Origin of the sequence: Streptomyces sp. NPDC006208 (assembly GCF_040613775.1) — a bacterium.
Lineage (GTDB): Bacteria > Actinomycetota > Actinomycetes > Streptomycetales > Streptomycetaceae > Streptomyces.
Genome location: NZ_JBEXSW010000041.1, coordinates 35,287 through 49,089, shown reverse-complemented (window position 1 = coordinate 49,089; position 13,803 = coordinate 35,287). Strand labels below are relative to the sequence as shown.

Sequence of the window (13,803 nt, the reverse complement as noted above, 5' to 3'; positions counted from 1 at the left end):
AACAGGCCCGACCCGGCCAGGCGCACCCCGCCCCTCGCGTCATGGTCGCCGGGCACCGGCCGAAATCGGCCGGGCCGGGTGCTGCACCACCTTCGGCCGTCGCACCGTCGCCGTCGGCGGCAACGCGGAAGCCGCCCGGCTCGCCGGCATCGACGTACGCCGCCGACCCCCACCTCGGTCCAGGCCCCCGCCGCGAGGCCGGTCGCCGCCAGTGGTCCCGGGCGGTGTCAGCGGGGCTGGCCGTAGCCCTTCAGCTGGTCGGACACCTCACTCAGCTGCCCTTCGGACAGCAGCGTGGGCGAGAGTCCCGGCACGGACGACGCGGTCAGCCAGAGGCGGCACATCCACTCCAGCTGGGCCGTGCGGTCGTAGGCCTGGTCGAGGGAGTCGCCGTAGGTGACGGTTCCGTGGTTCTGCAGCAGGCACGCGCTCCGGTCGCGCAGGGCCTCGCGCATGTTCCGGGCGAGTTCCTCGGTGCCGTACAGGGCGTAACGGGCGACGCGTACCGGGCCGCCGAGTGCGGCGGTCATGTAGTGGATGGGCGGGAGCTCGGGGACGAGGGTGGAGACCGCGGTGGCATGCACGGCGTGGGTGTGCACCACGGCGCCCGCGTCGGTATGACGGTAGACCTCGAGATGCAGCGGCAGCTCGCTGGTGGGCGCCAGGTCGCCGAAGAGTCTGCCGCCGTGGAGATCGACACCGACGGCGTCCGCGGGGGTGAGCCTGTCGTAGGGGACCCCGCTCGGGGTGACAAGGACGGTCTCCCCGACCCGTACCGAGACATTGCCCGAGGTGCCGACCACCAGCCCCTCGGCCGCCGTCCTGCGGGCGGTTGTCATGAGGTCCCGCCATGCCCGGTCGATCGCGTCCTGCGCGTCCCGCCGCCCCTGTTCCGTCATGTGACGATCCTCTCAGTCGCCGGCAGCCGGCGACCGTGTGCACCGGGGCACCACGATCGGCCGCACGGGGCCCGTTTCGAACGGATTCCACGGGCTTTCGGCGACCGCAGCCGAGCCCCACCTCCATAAGCGGAACCACTTCTACTCACTTGCAGACACTGCAACGCCGAGCCCAGTTCACCTTCCGTTCATCCAGGTTGCCTACGGTCGGCCAGCCAATGACGCCAAACGATTGCCTGGGTTAAATGGAACACATCACACTGCTGCTCGCGATCGTGATCGTGACAGCTCTCGTGTTCGATTTCACGAACGGTTTCCACGACACCGCCAACGCGATGGCGACGACCATCTCGACCGGCGCACTGAAGCCCAAGACGGCGGTCGCCATGTCCGCCGTGCTCAACCTCGTCGGTGCTTTCATGTCGGTGGAGGTCGCCAAGACGATCTCCAGCGGTCTCGTCGACGACTCAGGCATCACGCCGGAAGTCATCTTCGCGGCGCTCGTCGGCGCCATTCTCTGGAATCTGATGACCTGGCTGGTCGGTCTGCCCTCCAGCTCGTCCCACGCCCTCATGGGCGGTCTGATCGGCGCCACGGTCGCATCGGTCGGCTTCGGTGGCGTCAACGGAAGCGTCGTCGTCACCAAGGTGCTGATACCGGCCATCGCCGCCCCGCTCGTCGCGGGCATCGGCGCGATGGTGGCCACCCGGCTGACGTACAAGCTCGGCAAGAAGGCCGACGCCGGAGCCACCGCCAAGGGCTACCGCGCCGGCCAGATCACCTCGGCCGGTCTCGTCTCCCTCGCGCACGGCACGAACGACGCACAGAAGACGATGGGCATCATCACGCTGGCCCTCGTCGCCGGCAATGTGATCGCCCCGGGTTCCAACCCCCCGCTGTGGGTCATCGTCTCCGCCGGTCTCGCGATCGCGCTCGGCACGTACCTCGGCGGCTGGCGCATCATCCGCACCATGGGCAAGGGCCTCACCGACCTCCAGCCGCAGCAGGGCTTCGCCGCCCAGACCAGCGCGGCCAGCGTCATCCTCGCCTCCTCCAACCTCGGTTTCTCCCTGTCGACCACGCACTCGTGCTCCGGCGCGGTGATGGGCGCGGGCCTCGGCCGCAAGGGCGGGGTCGTCCGCTGGTCCACCGCGACCCGGATGTTCGTCGCCTGGGGTCTGACCCTTCCGGCCGCAGGCCTCGTCGCGGCGGGCTCGGAGTTCGTCACCCAGCAGGGTGACTGGGGTGTCGCGGCCGTCGCCGCCTTCCTGATCGCCTCCTGTGTCGCGATCTGGTTCATCTCCCGCCGCCAGGTCATCGACCACAACAACGTCAACGACATGGAGGCCGACGAGCCCGCGGGCGTCGTCACCACCGCCATCGCGGCCGTCATCCCGCCCCCCGCGGGGACCCCCGCGCAGGACATCAAGACCACCATCCCCGCCCCGGCCGCTCCCCCGGCCGAGCCGGCCGGCAGCCCGGCCTCGGTGTAAGGAATCAGCAGTATGAAAATCGACTGGGCAGCTCTCGGCTCCGTCTTCGGCGTGAGTCTCCTCGCCACCGTCGCTCTGGTGGGCCTGTTCACCCTGGGCGTCGTGGGCCTGAGCAAGCAGGAGGCCGCGGCCTCCGGCGGCGGGTCCGCGGCACTGGCCCGCACCGGCGCCTATGCCTGCTTCGCACTCTGCGCCGCGGCCGTGGCGTACGGGATCTATCTGATCGTCAGCTGACGGCAGCGCACATGCAGTGAAGGCCGGTCACGGTCCACCCCCGGGTGGACCGTGACCGGCCTTTCCGTCGTCGGCGCATGCCCCGCCACCCGCCTCGGCGCGGGGGTCGGTGTGGGGCGGGGTGCAGGGCCCGGTGTGGGGCTCGGCACACTGTCCCGCCGCAGGTCAAGGGTGAGTTGACGGGCGTTCGCGCGCGTGGTGGACTGCCGGGGCCATCTACGGCGGCAGCAGAGGAAGTCCGGTGCGAATCCGGCGCGGTCCCGCCACTGTCACCCGGGGAGCAGTCCCCGGGGAGCCAGGAACTCTCACCGCCGGTCACGTCGAACCAGGGCGCGGACCCTGAGTGAGGACTCATCGCCATGCCTGGCTGCGGTTCAGCCGTGTCCGACCGGTCCCTCCGCGGGCAGATCCACAGCGCAAGGGGTCGCTGAACCCATGCGTGCCGACCGTGTATTCGTGTACGGCGCCACCGCGGGCCTCGTCGTCGATCTGCTGCTCGGCGATCCCCGCCGGGGACACCCCGTCGCCGCCTTCGGGCGCGCCGTGGGCGCCGTCGAACGTGTCCTGTGGCGTGACCACCGGGGACGCGGCGCGCTGCACACCGCGGTGTGCGCCGGAGGTGCCGTCGCCGTGGGCGCGCTGGCCGCCCGGGCCGCGCGCCGTTCCCGTGCCGCGTCCGTCGCCCTGACCGCCGCCGCCACCTGGGCCGTCGTGGGCGGCACCACGCTCGGCCGCGAGGCGCGCGCCATCGGGGGCGCGCTCGCCGCCGGGGACGTCGAGGTCGCGCGCGAGCGGCTGCCGCATCTGTGCGGACGCGACCCCCATTCCCTGGACGAGCAACAGATCGCCCGTGCCGTGGTCGAATCCGTGGCCGAGAACACCTCCGACGCGGTCGTCGGCGCCCTGGTGTGGGGCGCGCTCGCGGGAGTGCCGGGTCTGGTGGGCTTCCGGGCGGTGAACACCCTGGACGCGATGGTGGGGCACAAGTCGCCGCGGTACCTCAGGTTCGGGTGGGCGTCGGCGCGCCTGGACGATCTGGTCGGCTGGCCGGGGGCACGGCTCACCGCCGGGCTCGCGGTCGCCGCCGGCGGCGATCCGCGCGGAGCCGTGCGGGCATGGCGGGCCGACGCCGCGAAGCATCCGAGCCCCAACGCCGGCCCGGTCGAGGCGGCGTTCGCCGGGGCGCTCGGCGTACGGCTGGGCGGGACCCTGTCGTACGGCGGCCGGACCGAGCACCGTCCGGTGCTGGGCGGCTCCGGGCGGCCGGTGGAGTTCGCGGACATCGAGCGGGCGGTGCGGCTGTCGCGACGGGTCGGTGTGCTGGCCCTCGCAGTGGGCGCGGGCGTCCGCCTGGCGTACGGAGCGGTGCGGGCCGCCCGCGCCGAGAGGGCGGGGCGCCGCGGTGCCGGGAAGGGGCGGGGATGAGCGGGAGCGCACACAGAGGCGGGGGCCTGCTGGTCGCGGGCACCACGTCGGACGCGGGCAAGAGTGTCGTCACCGCCGGTATCTGCCGGTGGCTGGTGCGGCAGGGCGTGAAGGTCGCGCCCTTCAAGGGCCAGAACATGTCGCTCAATTCGTTCGTGACCCGCGAGGGGGCGGAGATCGGGCGGGCCCAGGCCATGCAGGCCCAGGCCGCGCGCGTGGAGCCCAGCGCGCTGATGAACCCGGTACTCCTGAAGCCTGGCAGCGACCGCTCCAGCCAGGTGGTGCTGATGGGCAAGCCGGTCGGCGAGCTGAGCGCCCGCGGCTACCACGGAGGCAGGCAGCGCGAGCTGTTCGAGCCCGTCATGGCGTGCCTGGAGGAGCTGCGGGGCACGTATGACGCCGTGATCTGCGAGGGGGCGGGCAGCCCGGCCGAGATCAATCTGCGGCGCACGGACATCGTGAACATGGGCATCGCGCGGGCGGCCCGGCTGCCGGTGCTGGTGGTCGGGGACATCGACCGGGGCGGGGTGTTCGCGCAGTTCTTCGGTACGACGGCGCTTTTGGCGCCGGAGGACCAGGAGCTGATCGCGGGCTATCTGGTGAACAAGTTCCGCGGTGATGTGACCCTTCTGGAGCCCGGCCTGGACATGCTGCTCGGGCTGACCGGGCGGCGGACGTTCGGTGTGCTGCCGTACGCGCACGGGCTCGGCATCGACGAGGAGGACGGGCTGCGGGTGTCCCTGCGGGGCGCCGTGCGCGAGTCGGTGGTCGCACCGCCGGTCGGCGAGGACGTGCTCCGGGTCGCCGTGTGCGCGGTGCCGTTGATGTCCAACTTCACGGACGTGGACGCGCTGGCGGCTGAACCGGGCGTGGTGGTGCGGTTCGTGGACCGTGCCGAGGAGCTCGTCGACGCCGATCTCGTGGTGGTGCCCGGCACGCGCGGGACGGTGAAGGCGCTCGGCTGGCTGCGTGAGCGGGGGCTCGCCGACGCGATCGTGCGGCGCGCGGCGGAGGGCCAGCCGGTGCTCGGCATCTGCGGCGGTTTCCAGGCGCTGGGTGAACGCATCGAGGACGACGTCGAGTCGAAGGCCGGGGAGGTCGAGGGGCTCGGACTGCTGCCGGTACGGGTGCGGTTCGCGCCCGGGAAGACCCTGGCCAGGCCGGTGGGCGAGGCGCTCGGCGAACGGGTCGAGGGGTACGAGATCCACCACGGAGTCGCCGAAGTCCTCGGCGGCGAACCCTTCTTGGACGGGTGCCGGGTGGGATCCGTGTGGGGCACCCACTGGCACGGTTCGCTGGAGAGTGACGCTTTCCGGCGGGCGTTCCTGCGGGACGTGGCCGCGGCGGCGGGGCGTCGGTTCGTGCCCGCGCCCGACACGAGCTTCGGCTCGCTGCGCGAGGAACAACTGGACCGGCTCGGCGACCTGATCGAGGAGCATGCCGACACGGACGCGCTGCTGCGGCTGATCGACCAGGGCCCCCCGGCCGGGCTGCCGTTCATTGCGCCGGGTGCGCCGTGAGGCGGGGGCGGGCCATGCGTCCCGGGGGCGCCGCCCCCGTTCGCGGTGTCCCGGCATTCGCGGGCAACGCCGAGCCCGTACGGCCGTGCTCTTCACCGTCCCGGGCACATCCGCGCCACTGCCTCGCCGTCTCCCGGCGCGGCACCCCTGACACGCCCGATCACAGCACGTCCCTCGAAGGGGGTACTCGTTAATGGCATCGGTCCCTTACCCGTTCACCGCAGTCGTCGGCATGGACGACATGCGGCTGAGTCTGCTGCTCAACGCCGTCTCACCGGCCATCGGCGGTGTACTCGTCCGCGGCGAGAAGGGCACCGCGAAGTCGACGATCGTGCGCGGGCTCACAGCACTGCTGCCTCCCATGGACGTCGTCAGCGGCTGCCGCTTCTCCTGCGACCCGGCTGCGCCCGACCTCACCTGCCCTGACGGGCCTCACGAGGTCGGATCGGGGGCGAGAAGGCCGACAGCGATGGTCGAGCTGCCGGTCGGCGCGTCGGAGGACCGGCTCGTCGGTGCGCTGGACATCGAGCGGGCGCTGGCGGACGGCGTGAAGGCTTTCGAGCCCGGCCTGCTGGCCGGCGCGCACCGCGGGATCCTGTACGTCGACGAAGTCAATCTGCTCCATGACCATCTGGTCGACCTTCTGCTGGACGCGGCTGCGATGGGCGCCTCGTACGTGGAGCGTGAAGGCGTCTCCGTACGGCACGCCTCGCGCTTCCTCCTCGTCGGGACCATGAACCCCGAAGAGGGCGAGCTGCGGCCGCAGTTGCTGGACCGGTTCGGACTGACGGTGGAGGTCGCCGCGTCGCGGGACCCGGACCAGCGGGTGGAGGTCGTGCGGCGCAGGCTCGCGTACGACGACGACTCCGCCGCCTTCGCGGCGCGCTGGGCGGACGAGGAGGCGGCGCTGCGCTCCCGCATCGTGGCCGCACGGGAGCTGCTGCCCACCGTGCGGCTCGGTGATGTGGTGCTGCGTCAGATCGCGGCGACCTGTGCGGCGTTCGAGGTGGACGGCATGCGCGCGGACATCGTGATGGCCCGGACGGCGACGGCGCTGGCCGCGTGGGCGGGGCGTACGGAGGTCGCGGAGGAGGACGTTCGCCAGGCGGCGCTGCTGGCGCTGCCGCACCGCAGGCGGCGGGCTCCGTTCGACGCACCGGGCCTCGACGAGGACAAGCTCGACGAAGCGCTCGAGCAGTTCGGCGAGGACGAGCCCGACCCGGATCCGGAGCCCGATCCGGACCCCGGTCCGGACGGAGACGGCCCGGACGGTGGCGGCGGGCTGCCCCCGCAGAGCAGCGGCCCGGACGCACCGGCGGCGACCGAGCCGCCGCCCGCGGACCCTGCGGACGCGGACGCTCCCGCCCCGCTCCCCGGTGCCGGGAGCGGTGAGCAGCAGCCCGTACGCGCCGCGGAACCGTTCCGCACGAAGGTGCTGAGTGTGCCGGGCCTCGGGGAGGGCGCGGCCGGGCGCCGCTCACGGGCGCGTACGGAGCACGGCCGCACGACCGGCGCCCGCCGGCCCCAAGGCGCGCTCACCAAGCTGCATCTGGCGGCGACGGTGCAGGCCGCCGCTCCCCATCAGCGGGCGCGCGGGCGCAGCGGTCCCGGCCTGCTGGTCCGCCGTGACGACCTGCGGCAGGCGACCCGCGAGGGGCGTGAGGGGAACCTGGTGCTGTTCGTGGTGGACGCGTCGGGGTCGATGGCGGCGCGACAGCGGATGAGCGCGGTGAAGGGCGCGGTGCTGTCGCTGCTGCTGGACGCCTACCAGCGGCGCGACAAGGTCGGTCTGATCACCTTCCGCGGAAAGGAAGCGGAACTGGCGCTGCCGCCGACGTCGTCGGTGGACGCGGCCGCGGCGCGCCTGGAGCTTCTCCCCACGGGCGGCCGCACCCCGCTCGCGGCGGGCCTGCTGAAGGCACACGACGTCCTGCGCATCGAGCGCCTGCGGGACCCGTCCCGCCGCCCGTTGCTGGTGGTGGTGACGGACGGCCGGGCCACGGCGTCGGCGGGTGCCGGGGGGCGTACGCGCGTCGCCGCAGGCACAGCGGCGGCCGGCGTCGGCCTCGGTGCACCGGGGCTGCCGACCGGCGTCACGGGCACGGACGCGCTCGCCGTCGGCGGCGGCAACGGGCTCGCGGCATTCGCCGGCCTGTCGGCCGGACCTGCGGGAGCGATGCCCGGCGGACCGGGAGGCGTGGACCCGCTCGCGGCAGCGGCAGGCCTCGGCGGCCTGCTGCCCGCCCACGGGGAGCGAGGACCGGCGGCCGGCGTGACCGGGCGTGACCGGGTCACCCGGCGGGCCGCCACCGGCGCCGGGCAGCACGGCGACGCGTTCGCTCTCGCGCTGCGGGCCGCGCGCCTGCATGCCGCCGACGGGACCGCCGCCGTCGTCGTGGACTGCGAGGCCGGGCACGTAAGGCTCGGACTGGCCGGCACGCTCGCCGGGGAACTCGGCGGCACCGCCGTCACGCTCGACGAGCTGCGCGCCGATTCGATCGCCGGGCTCGTGAAGGACGTTCGCAGCGTTCAAGCAACCAGCAGGAGGGCCGCTTAATGCCACAGGGACAGCCGTCCGTCGTACCGGACGACGGGCTCACCACCCGCCAGCGCCGCAACCGCCCGCTCGTGTTCGTCCACACCGGCATCGGCAAGGGCAAGTCGACCGCCGCGTTCGGGCTGGCGCTGCGCGCCTGGAACCAGGGGTGGCCGGTCGGGGTGTTCCAGTTCGTGAAGTCCGCGAAGTGGAAGGTGGGCGAGGAGAACGCGCTGAAGGTCCTCGGCGCGAGCGGCGAGGGCGGCACCGTCGCCTGGCACAAGATGGGCGAGGGCTGGTCATGGATCCAGCGCGCCCCCGCCGAGGGCGAGCAGTCCAACGAAGACAAGGCCCGTGAGGGCTGGGAGCAGGTCAAGCGGGACCTCGCCGCCGAGACGCACAAGCTGTACGTGCTCGACGAGTTCGCGTACCCCCTGCACTGGGGCTGGATCGACACCGACGAGGTGATCGAGGTACTGCGGAACCGTCCCGGCACCCAGCACGTGGTCATCACCGGCCGCAACGCCCCCGAGAAGCTGATCGACTTCGCCGACCTCGTCACCGACATGTCCAAGGTCAAGCACCCGATGGACGCCGGTCAGAAGGGCCAGCGGGGCATCGAGTGGTAGCACGTCTCGTCATCGCCGCCCCGGCGTCGGGCAGCGGCAAGACCACGGTCGCGACAGGCCTGATGGCGGCCTTCGTGCAGGCGGGTCTCGCCGTGTCCCCGCACAAGGTCGGTCCCGACTACATCGACCCCGGCTATCACACGCTCGCGGCGGGCCGGCCGGGCCGCAATCTCGACGCGTATCTGTGCGGCACGGAGCTCGTCACCCCGCTGTTCGCCCATGGCGCGGCGGGCTGCGACCTGGCCGTGGTCGAGGGCGTGATGGGTCTGTACGACGGCGCCTCGGGGCAGGGGGAGCTGGCGTCCACCGCGCAGATCGCCAAGCTGCTGCGCGCACCCGTGGTGCTGGTCGTGGACGCGTCGTCGCAGTCCCGTTCGGTGGCGGCGCTGGTGCACGGTTTCGCGTCGTGGGATCCGCAGGTGCGCCTCGGCGGGGTGATCCTCAACAAGGTGGGCTCGGACCGGCACGAGGCGCTGCTGCGGGAGGCACTGGAGGAGTCGGGCGTCCCGGTGCTGGGGGCGTTGCGGCGTGCGGACCGGGTCGGCACCCCCTCCCGCCATCTGGGTCTGGTGCCTGTCGCCGAGCGCCGCGCCGAGGCGCTCGATGCGGTGGCCGCCATGGCGCAGCAGGTGCGGGCGGGCTGCGACATGGAAGGGCTGCTGGCGCTGGCGCGTTCCGCTCCCCCGCTGCCGGACGCACCATGGGCGCCGGTACCCGAGCGGGCGCCCGGCGGCCGGCGGCCGGTCGTCGCCGTCGCGGGCGGGGCAGCGTTCACGTTCTCGTACGCCGAGCATGTGGAGCTGCTCGCGGCCGCGGGCGCCGAAGTGGTGACGTTCGACCCGCTGCGGGACGAGCAGCTCCCGCAGGGGACGGCCGGTCTGGTCATCGGCGGCGGTTTCCCCGAGGTGTACGCGCCCGAGCTGTCCGCCAACGAGCCGCTGCGCAAGGCGGTCGCCGAGCTGGCGCACTCCGGTGCGCCGGTCGCCGCGGAGTGCGCGGGACTGCTCTATCTGGCCCGCTCGTTGGACGGCAGGCCCATGTGCGGTGTGCTGGACGCCGATGCGCGGATGTCGGGGCGGCTGACGCTCGGCTACCGGGAGGCCGTCGCGGTCGCCGACAGCCCGCTGGCCGCGGCGGGCACCCGCCTGCGGGGCCATGAGTTCCACCGCACGGTGCTGGAGCCGGGCGCCGGGCCGGTGCCCGCGTGGGGCATGGTGCGCCCGGAGCGCCGTGTCGAGGGCTTTGTGCAGCGGGGCGTGCACGCCAGCTATCTGCACACGCACTGGGCCTCGCAGCCCCGGATCGCCGACCGGTTCGTCGAGGCCTGCGCGGGGTGAGCGCCGACGTCGCGGCCGGGCCTTCACTCGGCGAGGCCGACCACCAGCCAGACGAAGCCCACGCCGCCCGCCGTGCACAGCAGCGTGGAGCGGGCGGGGTGTTCGTGGTGTGCCTCGGGCAGGATCTCGGCGGCGGCAAGGTAGAGCAGCGCGCCGCCGAAGAATCCGAGGTAGCTGCCGAGAAGTTCCTCCGGAAGTGTGAACAGCACGGTGGACGCCGCTCCCACGACGGGGGCGAGTGCGTCGGCGATCAGCATCACGACCGCCTTGCGCCGGGTGTTCCCGTACAGGCTGGTGATCGTGTACGTGTTGAAGCCGTCGGCGAAGTCGTGGGTGATGACGGCGAGCGCCACGGTCGCGCCCATCCCGCCGCCGACCTGGAACGCGGCGCCGAGCGCGATGCCGTCCATCAGGCTGTGCGCGACCATCGCCGCGGCCGCCGTCAGCCCGACCTGGGGCACCCGGTGCTCCAGGCCGTGTGCCGCCTGCCGTACGGCCAGCAGCCGTTCCACCAGGTGGGCCGCGAGAAAGCCGCCGACGAACAGCAACAGGGCCTGCGGCACGCCGAACACCGGCCGCCCCGCCGCCTGAATCGCCTCGGGCAGCAGGTCGAGACCGACCACGCCGAGCATCAGTCCGCCGGCGAGGCCGAGGACCAGGTGCCGGCGGTCGGTGACCCGGCCGGCCGTCCAGCCGCCGAACAGCGTCATCACAAACGCGCCGAGCGCGACGAACACCGCCATGCGCCCTTGCTAGCCGATTGACCCGGCCTGCCGCACATCAGCCCATCGCCGGTACAAGCCTTCCCTGTCGCCGTGTTGACCCGAGAGGAGCCCCGCCCATGTCCGATGCCGCCCGCCATGTCGTCGGGGTCGGCGCGTCGCGGGGCGTGCCGGTCGGCGAAGTGCTGGAACTGGTCATCGCGACGCTGGCCGAGGCGGGTCTTTCGGCCATGGACGTCGTCGAGTTGGCGAGCGTCGACACGAAGGGCCGGGAGCCGGGGATCGTGGGCGCGGCGGAGCGGCTGGGTGTGCCGCTGGTGACGTACAGCGCCGCGCGGCTGGCCGGGATCGCGGTGCCCAACCCCTCGGGCGCGGCTCTGGGCGCGGTCGGATCGGCGTCGGTCGCGGAGGCCTCGGCGCTCGCGGGCGGCGGCGAACTGGTGGTGCCCAAGCGGAAGTCGAGCCCGGTGGGCAGGCCGGCGGGGGCTACCTGTGCGGTGGCGCGCCGTGGGGTTCCGCAGCCGCCGCGCCGGGAGCCGAACACCGTCTCGGACCAGTCGCTTTCACCGGCCCCGCACCGCTCCGCCGACTCGTCCTGTCCCACGGGTCAGTACGGCGGGAAGGGGACTCACGGCCCGCTGGCGGGGACGGCGTCCGCTCCCCAGGACCCGTACCGCCCCTTGCGACTGTTCGATTCCGGTCGGGGCCGGTTATGGACGGGACTGGATCAAGCCGCACCGGACATGATGACCGTCGTGAGGGCCGCCTGAGCCGCCGGGCCGCCCTCCGAGGGCACGGTTGCGCCCGTGAGTGCTCCGTGCTCACCCGCCCCCACACCCAGGAGACCGCCATGACGAGCCCACCCAGCCCCACCAGACCCGCCTGCACGGATGGACACGATCTGCGCCACCACGGCGACGCCGAGGTACGGGACGGGGCACTGGGCCTGGTCGATCTCGCCGTCAATGTCCGCACCAACACCCCGCCCGCCTGGCTGCGTGAACGCATCGCGGGTTCGCTGGGCTCGCTCGCGGCCTATCCCGACGGGCGCCCGGCCCGGGCGGCGGTCGCCGAGCGGCACGGTCTGCCCGCGGAGCGGGTGCTGCTGACGGCCGGTGCGGCGGAGGCGTTCGTGCTGCTCGCGCGGGGGCTGGAGGTCCGCAACCCGCTGGTGGTGCACCCGCAGTTCACCGAGCCGGAGGCGGCACTGCTGGACGCCGGACACACGGTGGAACGGCTGCTGCTGCGCGAGGAGGACGGGTTCCGGCTGGATCCGAAGGCTGTGCCCGAGGAGGCGGACCTGGTGGTGGTCGGCAATCCGACCAATCCCACGTCCGTGCTGCATCCCGCGGACGACATCGCCCGGCTGGCCCGTCCCGGGCGGGTGCTGGTGGTGGACGAGGCGTTCATGGACGCGGTGCCGGGCGAGAGCGAGACTCTGGCGGGCCGGACGGATGTGCCGGGCCTGGTGGTGCTGCGCAGCCTCACCAAGACCTGGGGACTGGCCGGTCTGCGCATCGGCTATGTGCTCGCGGAGCCCTCGACGGTCACGGCGCTGGAGCGGGCGCAGCCGCTGTGGCCGGTCTCCACGCCCGCGCTGGCCGCGGCCGAGGCGTGCATGGGGCACGATGCGCTGGCGGAGGCCGAACTGGCCGCGCACTGCATCGCGACGGAGCGCGCCCATCTGCTGGCGGGTCTGGCCGAGTTCGACGAGGTACGGGTGGTGGAGGCGGCCCGGGGGCCGTTCGTGCTCGTACGGGTGCGGCGCGGCGCCGAGGTGCGCGAGCGGCTGCGCGGGCTCGGGTTCGCGGCGCGGCGGGGAGACACCTTCCCGGGGCTGGACGGGGACTGGCTGCGGCTGGCGGTACGCGACCGGGCGACGACGAACCGCTTTCTGCAGGCCCTGGACCAGGCGCTGTCGATGGTCGGCCACTGACGCGACGGACTTCCGGTGACGCGCCGCGTACGCGCGGGCGCCGGGCGAGGACGTCGCCGACGATCCGTCGCTCGTGAACGCACCACGTGCGCGCGGGCGCCGGGCCCTCCCCTCCCGCGAGGGCCCGACGCCTGCGGCTGCCCCGGGTCAGCGCCGGGCGCGGACGCGGGTCAGCACCGTCGCGGAGGCGCCCGCCGCGAGCAGCAGGGCGGCACCGCCCGCGAGATACGGGGTCGCCGAAGTGCCTCCGGTCTCGGCGAGGTTCTCCTTGGCCGGCTCCTCGCCGGACTGCACCTGCACGTCCTTGGCCGGCTCCTGCGAGGGCTGCTCGGCGGCCGGTGTCTCCTCGGCGGGGGCGTCGGGCGATACGCAGCCGGCCTCGGCGAGGGTGACCGTGCCGGTGACCTCGGCGACGTTCAGCTCAAGGGGGTTCACCGACACCTTGAGCTCGAGCGCCGTGGCTGCAGCGGTACGGGAGGTGGTCCGCGTCCGGGACAGTTCGAGGCTCACCTCGCCGACTTGCGGCACCTCGACCCTGGTGGGGCCGCCGGCGGAGAGCGTGACCTTCTTGCCGAGCACGGTCACCTTGCCGAGCACGTTCGAAGTGGCCACCGGTTGCCGGCCGGCCTCGCAGACCGCGGTCGAGGTGACCTTCTCGACCTCGATCAGGGAGAGCAGCGGCAGCCCGGGCACATGCAGCTTCGCATGGGCCAGATTGCTGTGTGCCTCGGCCACCTGCCGGTCCGCGCTCGCCTTGGCCGTCGCCACGTCCGCGCGCAGCAGCTGGACGGGCCTGCTCCCCTCCACACTGTCCAACCGCACGCTCAGGGCCGTCTTCCCGGCACTCTCGGGGGCCTGTACCTCGTTGAGCGTCGCCTTGAGCGGGACATCGACCGTCTTGTCGGCAAGGGACACATCGAGGGCCGTACGGAGCACGACCGCGCTCGCCCGCCCCTCGCCGCCGGTGGCGTGCGCCGGGGCGGCCACGGCGACGGGTCCGATGACCAGCGCGGCGGCGGCCGCGGCCGCGGCGCCGCGGCGGACAGGAATGCGCGAGGTGTTGCTGTTCAAG

The 13,803-nt window shown here is 73.3% G+C and carries 11 protein-coding genes, 1 pseudogene and 1 riboswitch; of the genes and pseudogenes, 9 read left to right on the top strand and 3 right to left on the bottom strand.

Annotation, left to right across the window (positions count from 1 at the left end; translation table 11 throughout):
• Nucleotides 1–227 precede the first annotated feature (227 nt).
• On the bottom strand, nucleotides 228–899 hold the full coding sequence (locus ABZ208_RS28950; protein ID WP_356912387.1) for a class II aldolase/adducin family protein: 672 nt from the start codon (nucleotides 897–899) through the stop codon (nucleotides 228–230).
• A 245-nt stretch (nucleotides 900–1,144) separates the two neighbouring features.
• Between ABZ208_RS28950 and ABZ208_RS28945 the strand changes: the two genes are divergently transcribed.
• The 7 genes from ABZ208_RS28945 to ABZ208_RS28915 all read left to right on the top strand — a co-directional run bounded on the left by ABZ208_RS28945 (nucleotide 1,145) and on the right by ABZ208_RS28915 (nucleotide 10,073).
• Nucleotides 1,145–2,392, top strand: a complete 1,248-nt coding sequence (locus tag ABZ208_RS28945; protein WP_356912386.1) for an inorganic phosphate transporter — start codon at nucleotides 1,145–1,147, stop codon at nucleotides 2,390–2,392.
• Between the two features lie 12 nt (nucleotides 2,393–2,404).
• The gene (locus ABZ208_RS28940) at nucleotides 2,405–2,626 is read left to right on the top strand and encodes a hypothetical protein (protein WP_328402132.1); all 222 of its coding nucleotides are present in this window, start codon (nucleotides 2,405–2,407) and stop codon (nucleotides 2,624–2,626) included.
• A 229-nt stretch (nucleotides 2,627–2,855) separates the two neighbouring features.
• Nucleotides 2,856–2,931: riboswitch (cobalamin riboswitch) on the top strand.
• Nucleotides 2,932–3,061: 130 nt separating this feature from the next.
• Nucleotides 3,062–4,051, top strand: a complete 990-nt coding sequence (locus ABZ208_RS28935; RefSeq protein WP_356912385.1) for a cobalamin biosynthesis protein — start codon at nucleotides 3,062–3,064, stop codon at nucleotides 4,049–4,051.
• Nucleotides 4,048–5,571, top strand: a complete 1,524-nt coding sequence (locus ABZ208_RS28930; RefSeq protein WP_356912384.1) for a cobyric acid synthase — start codon at nucleotides 4,048–4,050, stop codon at nucleotides 5,569–5,571. The genes ABZ208_RS28935 and ABZ208_RS28930 overlap by 4 nt, the downstream gene beginning before the upstream one ends.
• Nucleotides 5,572–5,764: 193 nt before the next feature.
• Nucleotides 5,765–8,128, top strand: coding sequence for a putative cobaltochelatase (locus ABZ208_RS28925; RefSeq protein WP_356912383.1), 2,364 nt, complete (start codon nucleotides 5,765–5,767; stop codon nucleotides 8,126–8,128).
• On the top strand, nucleotides 8,128–8,736 hold the full coding sequence (gene cobO / locus ABZ208_RS28920; protein ID WP_356912382.1) for a cob(I)yrinic acid a,c-diamide adenosyltransferase: 609 nt from the start codon (nucleotides 8,128–8,130) through the stop codon (nucleotides 8,734–8,736). Before ABZ208_RS28925 ends, cobO begins: the two co-directional genes overlap by 1 nt.
• On the top strand, nucleotides 8,730–10,073 hold the full coding sequence (locus ABZ208_RS28915) for a cobyrinate a,c-diamide synthase (RefSeq protein ID WP_356912381.1): 1,344 nt from the start codon (nucleotides 8,730–8,732) through the stop codon (nucleotides 10,071–10,073). Before cobO ends, ABZ208_RS28915 begins: the two co-directional genes overlap by 7 nt.
• A 23-nt stretch (nucleotides 10,074–10,096) precedes the next feature.
• Here ABZ208_RS28915 and ABZ208_RS28910 read toward each other — a convergent pair whose 3' ends face one another.
• On the bottom strand, nucleotides 10,097–10,816 hold the full coding sequence (locus tag ABZ208_RS28910) for a ZIP family metal transporter (RefSeq protein ID WP_328402120.1): 720 nt from the start codon (nucleotides 10,814–10,816) through the stop codon (nucleotides 10,097–10,099).
• Between the two features lie 98 nt (nucleotides 10,817–10,914).
• Between ABZ208_RS28910 and ABZ208_RS28905 the strand changes: the two are divergent.
• Together ABZ208_RS28905 and cobC are read left to right on the top strand one after the other, a co-directional pair.
• Nucleotides 10,915–11,304: pseudogene (locus ABZ208_RS28905) on the top strand (cobalamin biosynthesis protein); the annotation flags it as partial.
• A gap of 341 nt (nucleotides 11,305–11,645) precedes the next feature.
• Complete coding sequence (cobC, locus tag ABZ208_RS28900) at nucleotides 11,646–12,731, top strand: Rv2231c family pyridoxal phosphate-dependent protein CobC (RefSeq protein WP_328402119.1); 1,086 nt, start codon at nucleotides 11,646–11,648, stop codon at nucleotides 12,729–12,731.
• 147 nt (nucleotides 12,732–12,878) lie between these two features.
• Here cobC and ABZ208_RS28895 read toward each other — a convergent pair whose 3' ends face one another.
• Nucleotides 12,879–13,802: an SCO1860 family LAETG-anchored protein gene (locus ABZ208_RS28895; RefSeq protein ID WP_356912380.1), complete on the bottom strand. Its 924-nt coding sequence runs from the start codon at nucleotides 13,800–13,802 to the stop codon at nucleotides 12,879–12,881.
• Between the last annotated feature and the right edge of the window lies 1 nt (nucleotide 13,803).

Bases quoted from the DNA above. Each gene is read 5' to 3' on its own strand.
- cobO (WP_356912382.1), top strand. From the start codon at position 8,128: ATGCCACAGGGACAGCCGTCCGTCGTACCGGACGACGGGCTCACCACC.
- ABZ208_RS28935 (WP_356912385.1), top strand. From the start codon at position 3,062: ATGCGTGCCGACCGTGTATTCGTGTACGGCGCCACCGCGGGCCTCGTC.
- ABZ208_RS28925 (WP_356912383.1), top strand. From the start codon at position 5,765: ATGGCATCGGTCCCTTACCCGTTCACCGCAGTCGTCGGCATGGACGAC.
- ABZ208_RS28945 (WP_356912386.1), top strand. From the start codon at position 1,145: ATGGAACACATCACACTGCTGCTCGCGATCGTGATCGTGACAGCTCTC.
- ABZ208_RS28910 (WP_328402120.1), bottom strand. From the start codon at position 10,816: ATGGCGGTGTTCGTCGCGCTCGGCGCGTTTGTGATGACGCTGTTCGGC.
- ABZ208_RS28950 (WP_356912387.1), bottom strand. From the start codon at position 899: ATGACGGAACAGGGGCGGCGGGACGCGCAGGACGCGATCGACCGGGCA.
- ABZ208_RS28940 (WP_328402132.1), top strand. From the start codon at position 2,405: ATGAAAATCGACTGGGCAGCTCTCGGCTCCGTCTTCGGCGTGAGTCTC.
- ABZ208_RS28930 (WP_356912384.1), top strand. From the start codon at position 4,048: ATGAGCGGGAGCGCACACAGAGGCGGGGGCCTGCTGGTCGCGGGCACC.
- cobC (WP_328402119.1), top strand. From the start codon at position 11,646: ATGACGAGCCCACCCAGCCCCACCAGACCCGCCTGCACGGATGGACAC.